15 protein-coding genes are annotated in these 19,076 nt (G+C 42.2%); 6 read left to right on the top strand and 9 right to left on the bottom strand.

The window, feature by feature from the left end; all coding sequences use genetic code 11:
• Positions 1–30: 30 nt before the first annotated feature.
• The 6 genes from QUF73_05075 to QUF73_05050 all read right to left on the bottom strand — a co-directional run bounded on the left by QUF73_05075 (position 31) and on the right by QUF73_05050 (position 8,503).
• Positions 31–1,221, bottom strand: coding sequence for an oligoribonuclease (locus QUF73_05075; GenBank protein MDM5225576.1), 1,191 nt, complete (start codon positions 1,219–1,221; stop codon positions 31–33).
• A 102-nt stretch (positions 1,222–1,323) separates the two neighbouring features.
• Complete coding sequence (locus tag QUF73_05070) at positions 1,324–2,667, bottom strand: YjiH family protein (GenBank protein MDM5225575.1); 1,344 nt, start codon at positions 2,665–2,667, stop codon at positions 1,324–1,326.
• 46 nt (positions 2,668–2,713) lie between these two features.
• On the bottom strand, positions 2,714–3,694 hold the full coding sequence (locus QUF73_05065; protein MDM5225574.1) for an agmatinase family protein: 981 nt from the start codon (positions 3,692–3,694) through the stop codon (positions 2,714–2,716).
• Positions 3,679–4,965 carry an imidazolonepropionase gene (gene hutI, locus QUF73_05060; protein MDM5225573.1) on the bottom strand — a complete coding sequence of 429 codons (1,287 nt, stop codon included), beginning with the start codon at positions 4,963–4,965 and terminating at the stop codon, positions 3,679–3,681. The genes QUF73_05065 and hutI overlap by 16 nt, the downstream gene beginning before the upstream one ends.
• Before the next feature lie 220 nt (positions 4,966–5,185).
• Positions 5,186–6,847, bottom strand: coding sequence for a urocanate hydratase (gene hutU, locus QUF73_05055; GenBank protein MDM5225572.1), 1,662 nt, complete (start codon positions 6,845–6,847; stop codon positions 5,186–5,188).
• A gap of 171 nt (positions 6,848–7,018) precedes the next feature.
• Complete coding sequence (locus tag QUF73_05050) at positions 7,019–8,503, bottom strand: helix-turn-helix domain-containing protein (GenBank protein MDM5225571.1); 1,485 nt, start codon at positions 8,501–8,503, stop codon at positions 7,019–7,021.
• 148 nt (positions 8,504–8,651) lie between these two features.
• Between QUF73_05050 and QUF73_05045 the strand changes: the two genes are divergently transcribed.
• Positions 8,652–9,104, top strand: a complete 453-nt coding sequence (locus tag QUF73_05045; protein MDM5225570.1) for a hypothetical protein — start codon at positions 8,652–8,654, stop codon at positions 9,102–9,104.
• Positions 9,105–9,299: 195 nt separating this feature from the next.
• Here the strand turns inward: QUF73_05045 and safA are convergent, their stop codons facing one another.
• Complete coding sequence (gene safA, locus QUF73_05040; protein ID MDM5225569.1) at positions 9,300–9,926, bottom strand: SafA/ExsA family spore coat assembly protein; 627 nt, start codon at positions 9,924–9,926, stop codon at positions 9,300–9,302.
• 295 nt (positions 9,927–10,221) lie between these two features.
• Between safA and pflB the strand changes: the two genes are divergently transcribed.
• The 4 genes from pflB (at position 10,222) to QUF73_05020 (ending at position 15,227) form a co-directional block, all read left to right on the top strand.
• Positions 10,222–12,447 carry a formate C-acetyltransferase gene (pflB, locus tag QUF73_05035; GenBank protein MDM5225568.1) on the top strand — a complete coding sequence of 742 codons (2,226 nt, stop codon included), beginning with the start codon at positions 10,222–10,224 and terminating at the stop codon, positions 12,445–12,447.
• 94 nt (positions 12,448–12,541) lie between these two features.
• Positions 12,542–13,270 (top strand): pyruvate formate-lyase-activating protein, encoded by a 729-nt coding sequence (gene pflA / locus QUF73_05030; protein MDM5225567.1) that lies wholly within the window; start codon positions 12,542–12,544, stop codon positions 13,268–13,270.
• Positions 13,271–14,166: 896 nt separating this feature from the next.
• On the top strand, positions 14,167–14,544 hold the full coding sequence (locus tag QUF73_05025; GenBank protein MDM5225566.1) for a hypothetical protein: 378 nt from the start codon (positions 14,167–14,169) through the stop codon (positions 14,542–14,544).
• 101 nt (positions 14,545–14,645) lie between these two features.
• Positions 14,646–15,227 carry a hypothetical protein gene (locus QUF73_05020; GenBank protein MDM5225565.1) on the top strand — a complete coding sequence of 194 codons (582 nt, stop codon included), beginning with the start codon at positions 14,646–14,648 and terminating at the stop codon, positions 15,225–15,227.
• Positions 15,228–15,266: 39 nt separating this feature from the next.
• Here the strand turns inward: QUF73_05020 and nadE are convergent, their stop codons facing one another.
• Together nadE and QUF73_05010 are read right to left on the bottom strand one after the other, a co-directional pair.
• Positions 15,267–16,088, bottom strand: coding sequence for an ammonia-dependent NAD(+) synthetase (nadE, locus tag QUF73_05015; GenBank protein MDM5225564.1), 822 nt, complete (start codon positions 16,086–16,088; stop codon positions 15,267–15,269).
• Between the two features lie 27 nt (positions 16,089–16,115).
• Positions 16,116–17,573, bottom strand: a complete 1,458-nt coding sequence (locus tag QUF73_05010) for a nicotinate phosphoribosyltransferase (protein MDM5225563.1) — start codon at positions 17,571–17,573, stop codon at positions 16,116–16,118.
• A 406-nt stretch (positions 17,574–17,979) separates the two neighbouring features.
• Between QUF73_05010 and QUF73_05005 the strand changes: the two genes are divergently transcribed.
• Positions 17,980–19,041: a DUF1906 domain-containing protein gene (locus QUF73_05005; GenBank protein ID MDM5225562.1), complete on the top strand. Its 1,062-nt coding sequence runs from the start codon at positions 17,980–17,982 to the stop codon at positions 19,039–19,041.
• Positions 19,042–19,076 lie beyond the last annotated feature (35 nt).

The raw sequence follows: 19,076 nt of genomic DNA, 5'->3' as shown, positions 1-19,076 counted from the left end.
AAAAATAAACCGCCGAAAAGGGCGGCATTGCTAATTTTTTGCCTTTATATAAAAACGCTTTAAAAATTCTACATAAATATCATCATGAACAAGCCATGCCTGGTATTTTCTTTTAATAAAGTTTTCTGCCTGCTGAAAGTTCTGATAGGATTCGCGGACGGGCTTTCCGTTCATTTCCAGAATCCAATTGTCCTCGCCTGCAGCAAAAATGAAAAATTTGTCTCCTTTCTTATTTTCGTAAAGTGATCCCTGAATAGAACTTTTATTATTGTATTTGTTCCTGAATGCATCCTGCCTCATAGGATCCAGAGGGAAAATATCCTGTACGAATAGTTTATAGGCATCTTTTCCCATTGAACATCCTGAAGCTTTTGCGTGTCCGCCTCCTCCAAACTTTCCGGCGACGGCAGATACATCAACGTGGTCATGAATTGTTCTGAAACTGATTTTTTTCCCCCCCAGGTTTAAGATAGCGATATAATCCAAATGGGGGAAGTCTTTGCCAAGTTCGTTTCCTAATTCAGAATGATAGGATTCAGCATGGACGATGCCAGCACAAAATTCACCAATGAAAGTTTGGACAATTTCCCGCTTCTTCCGTCTAACATAACGCTCAATCTTTTCCTCTTCCATTTCCAGTAATTTTTGTTCAAAATCATCAAATTCGAAATGGTCGGAGTTTATGATTCTTTCCGTCATTTTTTCTTCGAATTCTTCAATGGAAACCATAAAGAATAGATCGTTCAGATTCTTTGCTTTAATATTATCATTTTGATCCCATTCCCAAGTATCATACTGGCGGACAAGTTCAACGAATTCGTCCAAAGCCTGGGATGATTTAATCAGTTCATGTTCCAGGAGATACTCATACAGCAAAGAGGTTGCAGCGGTGAGCCTGCCATCATCATATTGAACCTTCACTCTGCCCCAGCTGTAATCATTAAATTGCAGGGCTGTTTTGTGATGGTCAATTAATCTGACTTTGCCGCCGCCTTTTTCCAGATCATCAAGCCTTATCAAGTTTTCATCATTAACTGATAAATCCGTGATAATTAAAAAGTCATCCTTCAAATTCTTTTCATTTTCAAACAATTTTTCAATCTGATGATCAAGTCCCATTACAGAGTTATAGCGTACCTCTACCTCTTTTCCAAAAGCAATCTTTGCAACGATACCGCATCCAACGCCATCAAGGTCATTATGTGTATACAGCCTGTACAATATCAATCACCTGCTATTCTTAGACTCATTCCTCTACTAGTTTGGTTGTGCAAAAAAATTCTATGCGGAAAATCCCCGCTGCAATGAACGGGGATTTTCCGGTTAAAGCAATATATAGGCCAGAGGCGCAGCAATCAGTATCGTTAAAATTGTTCTTTCTGCCCAGATGACAATCAGCTGCGGAATGGTGATCGGGATCTCAGTTGATAAAATACACGGGACAAGTGCAGAAAAGAAAATGATAGCTGATACTGAAACGACTCCGATAACAAATTTAGTGGCCAGTGCTGCCTCTGCTGCAAGCAATGCCGGCAAAAACATTTCAGCAATCCCCACTGCACTTGCTTTTGCTGCTAATAATGGTTCAGGCAGCTGTACTAGAGCTGTAAAAGGATAAAAGATATATCCAAGCCAGTCAAAAACAGGGGTGAATTCTGCAAGAACCAAGCCTAATAAACCTACTGACATAATGGATGGCAAAATGGACATCGTCATGACAAACCCATCTTTTAAATTATCTCTGACGTTTTTCCATAATGCCGGAGACTGAGCGGCTGTATCCATCGCTTCTTTCCAGGCTGCCTGCAGACGGCTCCCTGAAAAGGTTTCCGGTGGAGGCTGCTGTCCATTATAATATTCTTCGCTCATTGATTTAAGAGGCCAGATTCTTACTGTAATAGCTGTTACGATAAAGGTTACAGCAAAGGTCGTCCAAAAATAAGTGTTCCAGATTTCCATCAATCCAAGTGTTTTGGCAACAACAATCATGAAGGTTGCGGAGACTGTTGAGAATCCGGTAGCAATGATGGCTGCTTCCTTAATACTGTATTTTCCTTCTTTGAATACCCTGTTTGTAATGAGCAGCCCGATTGAATAGCTTCCAACAAAAGATGCCACCGCATCGATTGCAGATTTCCCTGGTGTCTTCCAGATTGGCTTCATGATCGGCTGCATTATGACACCGAAAAATTCAAGGAGGCCATATCCAACCAGCAGTGCCAGAAAAACGGAGCCGATTGGAACGAGCAGCCCGACAGGCACGACGAGTTTGTCAAACAAAAACGGTCCCATACTCGGATCGAATAGCCAGTCAGGGCCATAGCCGCAGACGATCATTATGGCGACAAATAACCCAATCACTTTAAAAATGGAGAATACAATATTTACTTTGTTCTTGTTCCAGGATTTTGTATAGAAAGGATAAATGGCGCCAAGCAGAATGACAAGCAAAGCATAATAAGGTACAGCTGCGGGTACGGAAGTCTGAATGGCTGTGACAATATGGTCAAGCATGATGGAGGATTTCTCATTAACTGTGACGGGAACAAAAAACATAAATAGGCCAATTGCGCTGAAAAGAAAGAATTTAACCTTATTTTTCAAAGCTGTATTTGGATTCTTGAGCTCAGGCTGTTGAGATTGATTCACTGCAGTTTCTTTTTCCATTCTCATTCCCCCTTGTAATTTAGCGGTAAGGAGCAAAGTTAGCCCCTTACCTTCTGTTCATTAATGCTGTCAAAAAGGTCAGAAAAGTGTACGTACCTGCTTTCACCGTTGGCTGTGCCTGGTGATCTCTTGTTGGATCTAGGCAAACTATATCCATGGCTGCCGTTTTGGAAGAAAGTCCTGCAGCATATACCGCACTGAATAATTCTTCGGTGCTCATGCCGCCTGGTGTGGATGCTGGAACCCCGGGAGCAAAGCCGATATCAAGCACGTCCATGTCAATCGTGACATAAATTTTATCCACTTTTGACTCCAGCTGCCGAAGTGATTCTTTAACCGTTTCTTCAATTCCCCGTTTTCTGGCTTCTTTCAGCGTAATATAATTGAGTTTGTGCTCTTTCGCATACCTGATAAGTGACTGGCTGTTAAAAAAGCCATGAAGGCCAATATTATAGACATTTTTCCCTTTAATCATGCTGTTCTGAATCAGGTTGCGGATGGGTGTCCCATTAGTCGGCCCGTGGTCTTCAAGGCTTCTGAGATCAAGGTGAGTATCCAGCTGGAGTATGCCAATTTCTTTTTCTGGCTCCAGTTCTTTCAGGCCGCTGACAAGCATGGCTGTAATGGAGTGGTCTCCTCCAATCGCAATTGGAAATGAATCAGGAAATTGTTTTCTTATATCTTTCATTGTCTGTTTGATATTGGAATGGCATTTCGGAATATCCGTGAAATGCATTTTTACATCGCCAAGATCTGCAACCATCATCTTTTGAAGATCACTTTCAAAATCTAAATTGTATGTGGAAAACCCTTTCCAGGATCTCCTGAATGATTCAGGGAATTCAGATGCTCCTGATGCGCTTATGGATGACCGGGAAAGAGGGACACCGAAAAGCACGACATCCCATTTTTCTTTTTTCAACTCCTCTTCCTTCTGGATTTGGCGAATCCATTCATTCACCTTTACGTCAGTTCCTAATTCGGCTTGCGGCCAAAAGAACCCGGGAGGATTTATTGTTGGCAGCATAAACTTCCTCCTTTCACGACCACTTTCCCATTTTTAATCACTGTGTCTGTATGGTTCATTCCGTAGTGATATTGCATTTGCATGTAGTTCGGTACATTGAGCATAAGCAGATCAGCCTTTTTCCCGGCTTCAATGCTTCCCACTTCTTTTGCCCGATTGATGGCATGTGCTGCATTAATTGTAGCGGCAGTAATGGCTTCTGCCGGCGTTAAACCCATGTGCATGCAAGCGAGATTCATCATAAATGGCATGGAGCAGGTTGGCGAAGAGCCGGGGTTGCAATCGGTTGATAATGCAACCGGCACACCTTTATCGATCATCAGGCGGCCCCTGGCGGCTTCAGCCATCAGGAAGAATGCTGTGCCTGGAAGAAGCACTCCGATTACTCCCTTTTCAGCCATCATTTCCATGCCTTTATCAGATGCTCTAAGCAAATGATCTGCAGAGATGGCACCGACTTCTGCGGCAAGTTCCGCCCCCTCATATGGTTCGATTTCATCGGCATGGATTTTAGCTATCAGGCCAAGCTTCTTCCCTGCTTCGAGCAGCTTTCTGGACTGTTCTGGAGTGAATACGCCCCTTTCACAGAAAACATCGTTGAATTCGGCAAGATTTTCTTCTGCAACTTTCGGAAGCATTTCTTCAATGACCAAATCAACAAATGCGTCTGGATTCTCTTTGTATTCTGCAGGAACCGCATGTGCACCCATAAAGGTGCGGACAACATCCACCGGATGAAGTTCGTCCGCTTTCCGGGCTGCAGTCAGCTGCTTGCGCTCCGTTTCCCAATCCAGGCCATATCCGCTTTTTGCCTCTATCGTGGTTACACCGTGTTTAAGAAAGCGATCAAGACGGACAAGGCTCGCTTCTACCAATTCCTCTTCAGATGCTATTCTGGTCATCGAAGTAGTGGCGTGAATTCCTCCGCCATTGTTCATGATTTCCATATATGTCGCCCCATTCAGACGCATATTGAATTCCTCTTCCCTGCTGCCTGCATAAACTAGGTGAGTATGTGGATCAACAAGTCCTGGAAGGAGAATTTTCCCTGAGGCATCAATGATTTCGGCCTCCTGAAGCCGGCTTTGATAGTCAGCTTCAAGTTCCGCTGTTGTCCCTGCTGATTTGATAATGTCTTCTTCAATCCATACCGCCCCGTCTTCTATGATGTGAAGTTCGCTCATTTTTTCTTTCGTCAGCGGCTGTGCGGAGCTGCCCTTTAATGTGATCATTTGATTTGCATGTTTTATATAAATAGGTTTTGAGTGCATTTTGCTCCTCCTTAAAAAATGGAAGTTCCAATCTGCAAAAATCACGGATTGGAGTGCTTCCTATTAGAAAATATAAATGGTTATTTGCCAGTTTAAGAGTGTTTTTCGCTGAATTGACTGGATTATTTGTAAATTCGAATAGTTTATTTGCTGATTCAGTGTTTTCTTTGCTGGTATTCCGCCATTATTTGCTAAGTTCATAAAATACAATAGAAAATTTTTATTTCATCATCGGAATGTTAACGCCTTTTTCTTTTGCTGTTTTGATAGCAAGATCGTAGCCTGCATCAACATGGCGCACAATTCCCATGCCTGGATCAGATGTAAGAACCCTTTCAAGGCGCTGTTCAGCTTCTTTTGTACCGTCTGCCACGATGACCATTCCTGCATGAAGTGAGTACCCCATGCCTACGCCGCCTCCATGGTGGACAGATACCCAGCTCGCACCGCCGACCGCATTGATCAGTGCATTCAGAATTGGCCAGTCCGCCACTGCATCACTGCCGTCCTTCATAGCTTCTGTTTCACGGTTTGGAGATGCAACGGAACCAGAATCAAGATGGTCGCGCCCGATAACGATCGGAGCCTTCAATTCTCCTTTTGCCACCATGTCATTAATGATTTTGCCGAATTTTGCACGCTCCCCATAACCCAGCCAGCAAATTCTTGAAGGAAGTCCCTGGAATTGGATTTTCTCCTGTGCCATCTTGATCCATTTGCAAAGGTGTTCGTTATCAGCAAATTCGCGCAGGATCACTTCATCTGTTTTATAGATATCTTCAGGATCTCCTGATAATGCTACCCAGCGGAAAGGTCCCTTTCCTTCACAGAATAGCGGCCGGATGTAGGCAGGCACGAATCCAGGGAAATCAAAAGCTTTCTCAACACCTTCATCTTTTGCCACCTGACGGATATTGTTTCCGTAATCAAATGTGACTGCACCTTTCTTTTGCATGTCCAGCATAGCTTGAACATGTACAGCCATGCTTGCCTTTGATTTCTGAACATATTCAGCAGCATTTTCCTTTCGCAGAACAGCTGCTTTTTCTAAAGAATAGCCGATTGGAACATAGCCATTTAAAGGATCATGTGCAGAAGTCTGGTCAGTCAGGACATCCGGGATGAAGTTCATTTCAAGCATTTTTGGCAGAATTTCAGCTGCATTGCCTAAAAGACCGATAGAAATCGGGCGGCCTTCATGTTTTGCCTCTGATGCCAATTTAATAGCCTCTTCAATTGAATATACTTTTGTATCCAGATATTTGGTTTCAAGTCTGCGGTCAATGCGGTGTTCATCCACATCAATTGCAATGCAGACACCATCATTCATTGTTACTGCAAGCGGCTGAGCGCCACCCATTCCGCCAAGGCCTGCTGTTAAAGTAATGGTCTGTTTCAGTGAGCCGGAGAAGTGCTGTCTGCCTAGTTCGGCAAATGTTTCATAGGTTCCTTGTACGATTCCCTGGCTGCCGATGTAAATCCAGCTTCCGGCTGTCATTTGGCCATACATCATCAGGCCTTTCTTATCTAGCTCATGGAATGTATCCCAGTTTGCCCAGGCAGGCACTAGATTCGAGTTGGCGATCAATACCTTAGGTGCATCTTTATGTGATTTAAAGACCGCAACCGGTTTTCCTGATTGGACAAGAAGTGTTTCATCGTCTTCTAATTCATGCAATGTTTTTACAATCGCGTCATAGCAATCCCAATTTCGCGCTGCTTTCCCAATGCCGCCGTAGACAACCAGTTCTTCTGGAATCTCTGCAACTTCTTTGTCTAAGTTATTCATAAGCATGCGGAGTGCTGCTTCCTGAATCCAGCCCTTAGCATGAAGCTCACTGCCTTGATAGTTTTTTATTTCTCTTTTTGTTTCCGCTTTCATTGTTATCCCTCCAATGTTATCTCATATTTAGATTTTATAATGAGAACTATCTGAAAAGTATAATAATTAAGTTTGATTTTTTATAATTTTGTTAGATTTTTAAGTGTTTTTTTAAAAATTTTATATAAATTTAAGTATTTTTATAATTAAACCAAAAAAATAAACCCCCGGTTACACGGAGGTTTTATGCATGCTCTTTCTAAATTGATTTGGCGGCATTCCTTTAATCTTACTAAATACTTTATTGAAATATTGCTGATTGCGGAAACCGCACACAGACGCGATTTCCTTAATGCTTATTTCTGATTCCAGCAGCAGCTTGGCTGATTGCCTTATCCGGGTTTCATTAAGCAGCTCCCGGAACGACTTGCCGCATTTTTTTGCAAGCATGGAGCTGATATAATTTGGGTTTCGATCTGCATATTCAGCTGCCCTTTCAAGCGTAACCTTAGGGTCCCAGTAATTCGTTTCTATAAAGAATAGGACTCTGTCAGTAAGTTCCAGCTTCAGCTTTTTATCAGAGCGTATGGTTTCAAAAATATAGGAAATGAAGCTGATCATTTCGTTAATGACCCGGTAGATCAAGGGGGAATAAAGGATAGTCTGGAATAAACGTAGATATTCTTTCTCCATATCCCCGTCTGCCAGCCGGAACGTCTTCATATGCCTGCGAATTTGCGCAAGGATACTGGTCAGCCGAATTCTGATGAGACCCGGTTCCGGATAAGGGTCTGCCAAAATAAGAAACTCCTCGTAAAACCATGACTTTAGCGCTTCTAAATCAGACTGATTCAGGAAATCAATCCATCTGCTTTGTTCCTCAGGAGTTAAGAACGGATCAATCGAAAGCCACTTAGGCAATGAGTTCTCCTCAATTACCTGATTAAATCCCCGGTAAAAAGTTAACTCCATCAGTTTCCTGTTCGCGAGATAATGGTTTCTGACGGTTCCGCCGTCCTCCTTACCCGTATAAATGCTGATCGCAATTTGTTCTGCTGACGTTTCCTGCCAATCTCTCATAAACCTGAGGCTCTCCTCTTTCCAGGCCACATCAGATTTCTCAGCAATAATCAAAATCATATCACTCAAAATAAAATAGTGAACTGTTTTTTGGAAAGTATAGCTTTCAAGAAATTTATATAGCTTTGGAAGCTCCAGCGGATTTTCAGTCTTAATTCCGATAGATACAAGTGGTTTAACCGAATTAGATTCTTCTATAAATAAATCCTGGTAATTGAAGTCTTTTTCAGATTTCTGAATAGGATTTTGTTTAGCAGTCCGATTAGTCATCTGATTACGCCTATGAATCTTTCTCGCCGATTTTAATAAAATATCTGCTGAAATCGGCTTAAGTATTAAATCGGATACACCCATGTCGATGGCTCTTTTTGCTTGTGAAAAGGTCGCTTCCATTGTTAAGGCAATCAAATCCGGCCCTATGATCTGAGTGGTTTTTAAAAATGAACCATAACTTTCTTCATTTATTAGATCAAGTTCAAAAATCAATAGGTCTGGCTGAAAAGTTTCAAGCTTCTTAATAAGCCCTGATTCATTTTGAGCGGACTCTACTTGCCATGCGTTCATAGAAGATTTAAGAAGCCACTCTATGCCTTTTGTATCGTACTCATCCCGATTGGCCACAAGTACTTTGTACATGCTGCCACATCCTTTTTTAATTCTATTATGAAATAATATTTTGGCAGATGTAAAGAAATTATCGCAAAAATCTCAGAAATATTAGACAAGTTATGATGCCCTTCCTGCATATCTATATATGGACAACCAATTAGGAAGGAGTATGAGCATGCCTTTTCTTGTATTAAAGAAACGCAGCATCATTGCATTTGTCATCCTATTTTCAGTCATCGTTTCTGCGTCAGTATGGTTTTTTTCAAAGTCTGATAGTATGACGGTATTCAACCAGACGGAGGGCGAAAAAGTCCGGGAAATTCATATGGTTACAGGAGAATTTAAAGCCAAGCTGCCTGATGGCAAAGAAATTGAAGCTTATCGCTGGGATCCGGGAACTATTTTTCTGGAAAAAGGTGAAAAGGTAAATCTGAAGATTTGGGGAGTCAATGGAATGGAACATCCATACATCATAGAAGGAACTGATATTAAAGGTGTCGTAAAGAAAGCAGAAGAAACGGTTGTCCCTCTTCAATTTGATAAAGAAGGCGTTTACCGTCTAGTGTGTCTTACTCATCCGGATAAGGATAAAAGCGGACCGATGATCGCTTATATTGTAGTAGACTAATGGGAAAAGCAAAAGCACCGGAAAATCCGGTGCTTTTTTTAAATAAATAGAAAGCTTTGTACTCCAAAAACTGTCTAGCTCCAGCGCCTACCCCCTCGAGGTCACAAGCCAATCCTCCCAAAAGGCAAAGAACGCCTTTCCGGCAGGCTCGTCCTGTGCTTGTCGGGGGTGGGCAAGGCGCTTCCGCTTTTCTTCTTACCTCCCAATAAACATTTGTGTCCAGTAATGGCCATAATAACCGCCCTGTGCGTATCCCACTCCGATTTCTGTGAAATTGGCTGATAGGATGTTCTTGCGGTGACCCTCGCTGTTCATCCATGCTGTTACAACTTCCTGAGGGGTTTTTTGCCCTGCAGCAATGTTTTCTCCAGCGGTTCTGTAAGTAATTCCAAAGCTCTTCATCATATCAAACGGGCTTCCGTATGTAGGAGAGTTGTGATCGAAATACTTCTTATTGATCATATCCTGAGATTTGTATCTTGCCACTCTCGCAAGTTCCCAATTTGATTTTAATGGCTTTAATCCATACTTTGCCCTTTCCTGGTTTACGAGCTGAACCACCTGCTCTTCAACACCGGTTGTGGCTTTTGATACTGTTGGGATATTCACCTTTTGCCCAGGATAAATGAAGTTCGGATTTGAAATCTGCCCGTTTGCATTAATGATTTCAGGAACTCCCACCTGATACTTCAGGGCGATCTTCCACATTGTATCCCCTGGCTGAACGGTATGTATTGTTGATGCTTTTGCATCAAAATTGAATCCAAAGACAAGTGCGACAGACAACGTTAGAATGAATGAAATTTTTGATAGTGTTTTCATATTTATATTTAATCAAAATCTCTTATTCTATTAAACAGGTAATTGTTGGCGCTGATTGTAAGAATTTCATGATCTTCTCTTCAATTATCTTCAAGTTTGATTTTCAATCTCTATATAACAGTTCAAAAATACGACTGGTTTTATAGTACACATAAGCGTTATTAAATACAGTTTTACTATATTTCACAATACGTTCAAAATGTTTGTGATTTATTTCACATTATATCTGTTATATTGAATGTATAGTTAAGTTGTAATAACTGTTATACACATTGAAAATATGAGGTGAACTAATATGGAAAGTTGGAATGGCTTTAAAAAAGGCATTTGGACACATGAAATTGATGTTAGAGACTTTATTTTAAAGAATTACTCACCTTTTTTCGGGGATGAATCATTTTTGGAGGGTCCAACAGAAGCTACTTCTTCATTATGGGAACAAGTGATGGAACTGACGAAAAAGGAACGTGATAATGGCGGTGTGCTCGATATGGACACAGAAATCGTCTCAACCATTACCTCACATGGACCTGGTTACCTGGACCAAAAAAAAGAAAAAATCGTGGGTGTTCAGACTGACCGTCCGTTTAAGCGCTCTCTTCAGCCATTTGGCGGAGTCAGAATGGCTGTGGCAGCTTGTGAAGCATACGGCTATGAAGCCAGCAAAGAGATGGAAAAGATATTTACAGACTACCGCAAAACACATAACCAAGGCGTGTTTGATGCCTATACCGATGAAATGAAACTTGCCCGCAAAGTCGGCATTATTACTGGCCTGCCAGATGCATATGGCCGTGGCAGGATTATCGGTGATTACCGCAGGGTTGCTCTTTATGGAGTTGACCGCTTGATTGAAGCCAAAAAAGCGGATTTGAAATCAACTTCAGGTGTGATGACGGAAGACAATATTCGCCTTAGAGAAGAGATTTCAGAACAGATCAGGGCTCTGGATGAACTGAAGCAGCTGGCAAACAGCTATGGTTTTAATATTTCAAAGCCTGCAGGAAACGCTCTTGAGGCTTTCCAATGGCTGTATTTTGCCTATCTTGCTGCCATTAAAGAACAAAATGGAGCAGCTATGAGTCTTGGCCGTGTCTCGAGTTTTCTTGATATTTTCATAGAAAGAGATATCCAGAAGGGCTTGCTTACCGAGAAAGAAGCCCAGGAACTGGTCGATCACTTTGTAATGAAGCTGCGCCTTGTCAAATTTGCGAGAACGCCTGACTATAATGAATTATTCAGCGGCGATCCTACATGGGTTACTGAGTCCATTGGCGGGATGGCTCTTGATGGCCGACCGCTTGTCACGAAGAATTCTTACCGGTTCCTTCATACTTTGAATAATCTTGGTCCAGCACCTGAACCGAATTTAACAGTATTATGGTCCAGCAAGCTTCCGGAGAACTTCAAAAAATATTGCGCAAGGATGTCAATAGAAACAAGTTCAATTCAATATGAAAACGATGATATCATGCTTCCTGAATATGGGGATGATTATGGAATTGCCTGCTGTGTTTCTGCAATGGAGATCGGAAAACAAATGCAATTTTTCGGTGCAAGAGCAAACCTTGCAAAGGCCCTGTTATATAGCATTAATGGCGGAAAGGATGAAATACTCAGCGTTCAAGTCGGCCCTTCCTATGCCCCAATTGCCTCAGACATCCTTCAATATGAAGAAGTGATGGAGAAGTTTGATTTAATGATGGAATGGCTGGCAGATCTCTATATTAATACGCTGAATATCATTCATTACATGCATGATAAATATAGCTACGAACGGATCGAAATGGCTCTTCATGACTCCGGAATTCTCAGAACAATGGCTACTGGCATTGCGGGTCTGAGTGTAGCGGCCGACTCATTAAGTGCGATCAAATACGCAACTGTTAAGGCAATCCGTGATGAGAGTGGGCTAGTGATTGATTTTATGACAGAAGGAGATTTCCCGAAATACGGCAATAATGATGATCGCGTTGACAGCATAGCTATAGATCTGGTTGAACGGTTTATGAAAAAGCTCCGCAAGCATCCGTCATACAGAAACTCTATGCATACGATGTCTATATTAACCATTACATCCAATGTGGTATATGGCAAAAAAACCGGCAATACGCCTGATGGCCGACGTGCCGGCGAGCCATTCGCCCCGGGAGCAAATCCGATGCACGGGAGAGATACGAAAGGAACACTTGCTTCCCTGTCTTCTGTTGCAAAACTACCCTACAAACATGCGCTGGATGGCATCAGCAACACCTTCTCCATTGTCCCTAAAGCACTCGGAAAGGATGCTGATAGCCGTATTCGCAATCTGGTATCTATACTGGATGGATATTCCATAAAGTCCGGACATCACCTAAATGTAAATGTATTCAATAAAGAAACGCTTCTGGATGCCATGAAACACCCGGAGGAATATCCGCAGTTAACCATTAGGGTATCAGGCTATGCTGTGAACTTCATTAAGCTGACTAAAGAGCAGCAGCTTGACGTTATCAATCGAACATTCCATGAATCAATGTAACCAATAGGAGGGCGGGCCTTTATGCCCCCTCTTCAAAAAAAGCTTGAGCAAAGGTGCTGTAGCTGCGCCGGCTGTTTTGGAAAGGAAGATGAAGATGTACGGCAACATTCATTCAATTGAGTCATTCGGAACAGTAGATGGGCCTGGCATTCGTTATGTCATTTTTACACAGGGGTGCCTCCTTCGCTGTCAATTTTGCCATAATGCGGACACTTGGGAAATTGGGGCAGGAAAACAAATGTCCGTTTCAGAAATCATGAATGATCTGCAATCCTATCTCCCTTTTTTGGCGGCATCCGGAGGCGGCATTACAGTGAGCGGCGGTGAACCTTTGCTTCAGATCCCTTTTCTTATAGAACTTTTTAAAGAATGCAAGAAACTAGGCATTCATACTGCGATAGATTCATCGGGAGGCTGCTATTCCACCTCCCCGTTTTTTCAAACCCAGCTGAAAGAGCTCCTGGACTATACGGACCTGGTGCTGCTGGATTTGAAGCATATTGATAGGGATAAGCATAAAAAACTGACAGGTCTTACAAATGATCATATTCTTCAATTTGCCCAGTATCTGTCAGATAATCAGGTGCCGGTATGGATCCGCCACGTACTTGTGCCCACAATATCTGATGATGAAAGTGATCTGGAACAGCTGGGACGTTTCATTAAAGAGTTGAATAATGTGAAAAAAATTGAGGTTCTTCCCTATCACAAGCTTGGTGTTTATAAATGGGAAGCGCTCGGATTGGAATATCCGCTGAAGGATATTGAGCCGCCAAGTGAGGAAATGGCGGAATGGGCTTATCAGCTTTTGACTGGGTTATAAAAAGTTGGTTTTGAATTAGGATTTTAGATACAGCGTTTTACGTGGTTTGCCCCAATTGCGATTGGGGCTTTGTTTGTATCTTGTATTTGTTCGTTTTTGCAGTATATGTGTTGGGTTCGGACTCAAAACCGTGAACGGATGCTCGCTGAGTCCGAAGTTCGCTGAAGTTCGGACTCAAAACCGCGAACGGATGATCGCTGAGTCCGAAGTTGACCGGTGTTCGGACTCAAAATCGCGAACGGATGGTCGTTGTGTCCGAAGTTGACCGGTGTTCGGACTCAAAATCGCGAACGGATGGTCGTTGTGTCCGAAGTTGGGATGGGTTCGGACTCAAAACCGCGAACGGATGGTCGTTGTGTCCGAAGTTCGCTGAAGTTCGGACTCAAAACCGCGAACGGATGGTCGCTGAGTCCGAAGTTGACCGGTGTTCGGACTCAAAACCGCGAATGGATGCTCGCTGAGTCCGAAGTTGCCCGGTGTTCGGACTCAAAATCGCGAACGGATGCTCGCTGTGTCCGAAGTTGCCCGGTGTTCGGACTCAAAATCACGAATGGATGCTCGCTGTGTCCGAAGTTCGCTGAAGTTCGGACTCAAAATCGCGAACGGATGGTCGTTGTGTCCGAAGTTGACCGGTGTTCGGACTCAAAATCGCGAACGGATGGTCGTTGTGTCCGAAGTTGGGATGGGTTCGGACTCAAAACCGCGAACGGATGGTCGTTGTGTCCGAAGTTCGCTGAAGTTCGGACTCAAAACCGCGAACGGATGGTCGCTGAGTCCGAAGTTGACCGGTGTTCGGACTCAAAATCGTAATCAGATACTCGCTGAGTCCGAATTCAGCTTGATTTCAGTATCATTTCACCCTCTTATAAGCTATTATTAAATGGAGGTGGATAAATATGACAAATTCATTAAAAAGGCCTAAGTGGCTATGGTTTGGTGTACTAACATGTTTAATTCTGCTTTCCAACTATACCCTATATAGAACCCCCCTTTTTGATCCGGTTCCAGACGAAGCGGCGGTTGGCTCACTGTTTGATTTTCTGGTCGTTGTACCGCTATTGGCGTATTTCCTCATTCTGCGCAAGAGATATTCGCTAAAGTATTTAGGAGCAGTCATTTTAGCAGGATACGCTGCTGCTTATTTTATTATCCCTGCCAGTCATTTCCTTCAATTTGCTTTTTTGCCCTATTTAATCGTTTTTTCCGAAATGCTTTTTATGGGCTGGAGCTATTTATTGCCTATAAGATTCTTGCTAAACTGCCAGTACTTTTGAGAGAATATCGCAGGCTGAATGGAATCAATTCGCTTTTTCTATTTAATGCTAAGAGATCCGCGGATAAGCATTTACCCCATCATAAAATAGGGTCTGTTTTTGTGACTGAATTTGCAATGTTTAATTACTCCCTGTTTTCATGGAAAAAGAAAACTTTGATAAAGCATGGCGATTCTTTTACCTATCATAAAAAAACAAGTGTGAATGCTGTTTTTATTATGCTGATCCATGCGATTGCCATTGAATCAATCGGACTGCATTATTGGCTTCATGCATGGAATGCTATTGCTGCATATATCCTATTAATAGCAAATATTTATGGCATTTTGTACTTTCTGGCCGAGATAAACGCCACCCGCTTAACACCTTTCGTGCTTACTGATTCACACTTGCTGCTGCAGTCCGGATTCTCAAAAAGTATGTACCTTCCATTGGAAAATGTTAAAGAAATCATGTATTATGATGGTCCGGAAAAGTTCAGCAGACAAAAAATGAATGATTTATTTGATGCCAGAGTGCCTGATTTAATTCAAGAAAAGCCGATGTTCGAAATTCTGCTGAAAGATCCCCAAGTTTATGAATTAATGTATGGTTTAAAAAGACAGGCCAGCCGCATCGTGCTGAATGTGGATGAACCAGAACGGTTTTACCAGGAAATATTGAATAGGCTGAACCAAAAATAAAAGGAAAATCCCTTAATGGATTTTCCTTTTTAAGTGGGCTTATTTCCACCAGTTATCGTGCATGGATGCAGGCAGCTGGCGCTTGTGTTCAGAAACCAGGTAGCGTTTTTCAATTTTTTCTGCAGCTTCCGGATTTACTGATTTTCCTTCAAGGTAGTCATCCAGTTCATCGTATGAGATACCTAATTCAGTTTCATCAGCCTGTCCGGGTTTCTGGTCAAGAAGATCGGCTGTAGGCACTTTTAAGTATAGTCTTTCTTCTGCCCCAAGCTCTTTAAGAAGAGCTTTTCCCTGTCTTTTTGTCAGTCCGGACAGCGGCAGGACATCTGCGCCGCCATCGCCATATTTTGTAAAGAATCCAGTCACTGCTTCTGCAGCATGATCCGTGCCGATGACCAGCAAGCCATATTGGCCCCCAATCGCATATTGGGCAATCATTCTCATACGGGCTTTAACATTGCCTTTATGATAATCCTTCAGGGGTTCTTCCGGAATTATACGATCATACTCGGTTTTCACTTCATCGACTGCATTTTTAATATTAAAGACCACTTCTTTGTCAGCCTGAATAAAGGAAAGGGCAAGCTGGGCATCCTTCTCATCCTGCTGAACGCCGTACGGAAGGCGGACAGCTATAAATGTTGCTTCCTTCCCTTCTTTTCGAAGCTCTTCAACAGCAAGCTGGGCAAGTCTTCCTGCAAGAGTGGAATCCTGGCCGCCGCTTATGCCAAGTACATAACCTTTTGAATTTGTTTTAACAAGATAATCCTTTAGAAACTCAATTCGTTTCTTTATCTCTTCCTTTGGATCGATATTCGGATTTACATTTAAACTTTCCATAATTTCTTTTTGCAGATTCATTGCAGGTTCCTCCCTCTTCTTAAAGCTTCAGCCTTTTATATTTTGTTTCACCTGGCTGATCATTTTCATCTTATTATCCCAGCACTCCTGGCTAAGGTCGACTGGGTATTCCTCCGGATTTAGAGAACGGCGGTACTCATCCCATAAAACATTGAGATTTTCCTTTGCAAAGCTCTGCATCTCTTTTAAAGATGGAACTTTATAAGTAAGCTTGCCTTCCTGAAAAATCACTTTATGCAGTTCCCTGGCTTCGAAATTTGTAACGAACTTGCTTATAAACGTATGAACAGGATGGAACATCTTAAGCTTTGGCTCAGCTTGAGGGTTTTCATGATCCAGCGCAATATAGTCCCCTTCTGATTTGTGGTTATCACTGTTAATAATCCGATAAACTCTCTTTAATCCGGGAGTTGATACTTTCTCCGGGTTGCCGCTTATTTTTATGGTGTCAGCCATTTTGCCATCCTCATCTTCAATTGAAACGAGTTTATAAACAGCTCCTAATGCAGCCTGTTCGTACGCCGTGATCAGTTTTGTGCCAATTCCCCAAATATCGATTTTCGCTCCTTGAGCTTTCAGATTTATGATGGTGTATTCATCCAGATCATTTGAAGCAATAATCTTTGCTTCGGGAAAACCTGCATCATCCAGCATTTTTCTTGCTTTTTTAGAAAGGTAAGCCAGGTCCCCGCTATCAAGCCTTATACCTTTAAAGTTAATTTGACCCCGCATTTCCTTCGCCACTTTAATTGCGTTCGGTACTCCTGATTTAAGGGTATCATACGTATCGACGAGAAAAACACAGTCCTTATGGGTCTGGGCATATTTCTTAAAAGCTGTATACTCGTCCCGGTAAGCCTGTACAAATGAATGGGCATGGGTCCCTGCAACAGGAATGCCAAACTTCTTGCCTGCTCTAACATTAGATGTGGCATCAAAGCCGCCGATATAGGCAGCTCTTGTTCCCCAGATAGCTGCGTCCATTTCATGGGCTCTTCTTGAACCAAATTCCATGGCTGTTCCATCGCCAATTACTTCTCTGATTCGAGTTGCTTTTGTAGCAATCAATGTTTGGTAGTTAATGATATTCAAAATAGCTGTTTCAATGATCTGGGCTTCAGCCAGGGGAGCTTCGACACGCAAAATTGGCTCATTGCCAAATACAAGCTCACCTTCTTCCATTGATTTGATGGTCCCTGAAAACCTCATGTTTTTCAAGTATTCGAGGAAACCTTCTTCATAATTCAATTCGTTTTTTAAGTACTGCAGATCACTGTCTGTAAATCTGAAGTTTTCTATATATTCTATAACTCTTTCCAGGCCGGCAAAAATTCCATAGCCGTTGCCAAAAGGCAGCTTCCTGAAGAACACTTCAAAGACCGCCTTTTTATTATGTATGTTGTCTTCCCAGTAAGTCTGGGCCATATTTATTTGGTACAAATCAGTATGCAAGGATATACTATCATCCGTAAATTCCCTCTGCATTATCGAAAACCTCCTGTGACAAATATAACAATTCCTTTTAAAAATCTGTTATATGCTATTATCCCCCATTCAATTTTTTATCATCTTAAATGGATGAAAAATTTGGCTATTATTTTAATAGTAGTGAAATTCATCGTCTTTATCAAATTTTTCAACCTCTAAGCATACGGTTATTTACCCGTTAAGGATTTTTTTACACATTCTTTAGTGTTTGTTCGTTATATTGAACAATGATATTATCCTGTTATAACACTTTAAAATTATTTCCCGAGTGCCGCATGCCGCGATATTATATTGAAATAAGAAGCGGAAATATTGTCTCAGACTGCACTCCCCTATTCCTGCAATCACCAACTTTCCGCCCTCCGCATAAGATGTCATGAACTGACAAGGAGGGCTGTGAGATATGGAAAGACGGGGCCTTTTGCCTTTCGTTGTGACCGCATTTTTTGCCGTAATGATTTCGATCTTTGCTTTCTCCCTGATGGATTCAAAGGATGACGGGCCAAAAACTCAGACCATTCCAGATGGCCAAAGCAAAAGCAATGACAGTGATATCAGTAATCAAGTAAAAAATAATATAAAAGGCAATAAAGCCAATGTAAATAACTCAATCGACAATGATTTGAATAATGGTGAAGATAGCCAAATTGACAATAATGTTACGAATGACATTGAGGTAAATGTGGATGTTAATGTAACTAATACAATAAAAAATAAGGCTGATCAAAATCAGGACCCTGGTCAAACAGGAAATGGAAATGAAAACAGCGGCAGCGATAAAGGTGCGAAAAATGACCAGGAGGGAAAGCCAGAGGATGATGAAGTCGTTTGGGGTGTGGACTCGGCAAGTCTCACCACAAGCGACTTGCTTTCATGCGTACGGGAAAACTTCGGGTCTCCTAAAGTGTGGGGACGCTATTTAGGTGAAAAAGAAGGTGTATCAGCTGGCATCACACCTCAGGAGGCTGAACTTCTGCAAGGCAATGATATTAAATTACTCGTGATTTGGAATCGATTTAATGATGCAACAGGCCTTGAAAATGGACAGAGTGAGGCAAGAGCAGCTGTTCAATTGGCACAGGAGCTCGGGATACCGGAGGGTGTTGCGATTTTTGCCGATATTGAGCCTGATTATCCTGTTGATTCTTCCTTTATAGAAGGCTGGTATCAAGCAATGGAGGAGTCACCCTATCATCCTGGCATATATGGGATTTTTGATAAGGAACAGGCGCTGACTAAATCTTTCAGTCAAGCAGCAGCCGAAAATTCTTCCCTTCTTGAAAACACATTCATATGGACAGCTGCGCCAAATGTAGGAATCACTGAGCAGGAACAGGCACCTGGATATAAACCTGAAGCTCCTGCAAATTCATTGATTGCAGGCTGGCAGTACGGAATTGATGCGAAGGTGTGCAATATTGATACAAATTTATTCAGCAAAGACATTCTTGATGTTCTTTGGTGAGTGAGAAAAGCGGAAGCGCCTTGCCCACTAAGGAA

It is taken from the genome of Cytobacillus sp. NJ13 (assembly GCA_030348385.1).
In the GTDB taxonomy this organism is placed as follows: Bacteria; Bacillota; Bacilli; order Bacillales; family Cytobacillaceae; genus Cytobacillus.
This window is presented reverse-complemented; position numbering and strand designations above follow the sequence as displayed.

Excerpts from the sequence above, each read along its gene's own strand:
- hutI (MDM5225573.1), bottom strand. The coding sequence starts at position 4,965 with ATGCACTCAAAACCTATTTATATAAAACATGCAAATCAAATGATCACA.
- QUF73_05050 (MDM5225571.1), bottom strand. The coding sequence starts at position 8,503 with ATGTACAAAGTACTTGTGGCCAATCGGGATGAGTACGATACAAAAGGC.
- QUF73_05045 (MDM5225570.1), top strand. The coding sequence starts at position 8,652 with ATGCCTTTTCTTGTATTAAAGAAACGCAGCATCATTGCATTTGTCATC.
- pflB (MDM5225568.1), top strand. The coding sequence starts at position 10,222 with ATGGAAAGTTGGAATGGCTTTAAAAAAGGCATTTGGACACATGAAATT.
- QUF73_05070 (MDM5225575.1), bottom strand. The coding sequence starts at position 2,667 with ATGGAAAAAGAAACTGCAGTGAATCAATCTCAACAGCCTGAGCTCAAG.
- QUF73_05065 (MDM5225574.1), bottom strand. The coding sequence starts at position 3,694 with ATGCTGCCAACAATAAATCCTCCCGGGTTCTTTTGGCCGCAAGCCGAA.
- QUF73_05010 (MDM5225563.1), bottom strand. The coding sequence starts at position 17,573 with ATGCAGAGGGAATTTACGGATGATAGTATATCCTTGCATACTGATTTG.
- safA (MDM5225569.1), bottom strand. The coding sequence starts at position 9,926 with ATGAAAACACTATCAAAAATTTCATTCATTCTAACGTTGTCTGTCGCA.
- nadE (MDM5225564.1), bottom strand. The coding sequence starts at position 16,088 with ATGAATCTGCAAAAAGAAATTATGGAAAGTTTAAATGTAAATCCGAAT.
- pflA (MDM5225567.1), top strand. The coding sequence starts at position 12,542 with ATGTACGGCAACATTCATTCAATTGAGTCATTCGGAACAGTAGATGGG.
- QUF73_05025 (MDM5225566.1), top strand. The coding sequence starts at position 14,167 with ATGACAAATTCATTAAAAAGGCCTAAGTGGCTATGGTTTGGTGTACTA.
- QUF73_05005 (MDM5225562.1), top strand. The coding sequence starts at position 17,980 with ATGGAAAGACGGGGCCTTTTGCCTTTCGTTGTGACCGCATTTTTTGCC.
- hutU (MDM5225572.1), bottom strand. The coding sequence starts at position 6,847 with ATGAAAGCGGAAACAAAAAGAGAAATAAAAAACTATCAAGGCAGTGAG.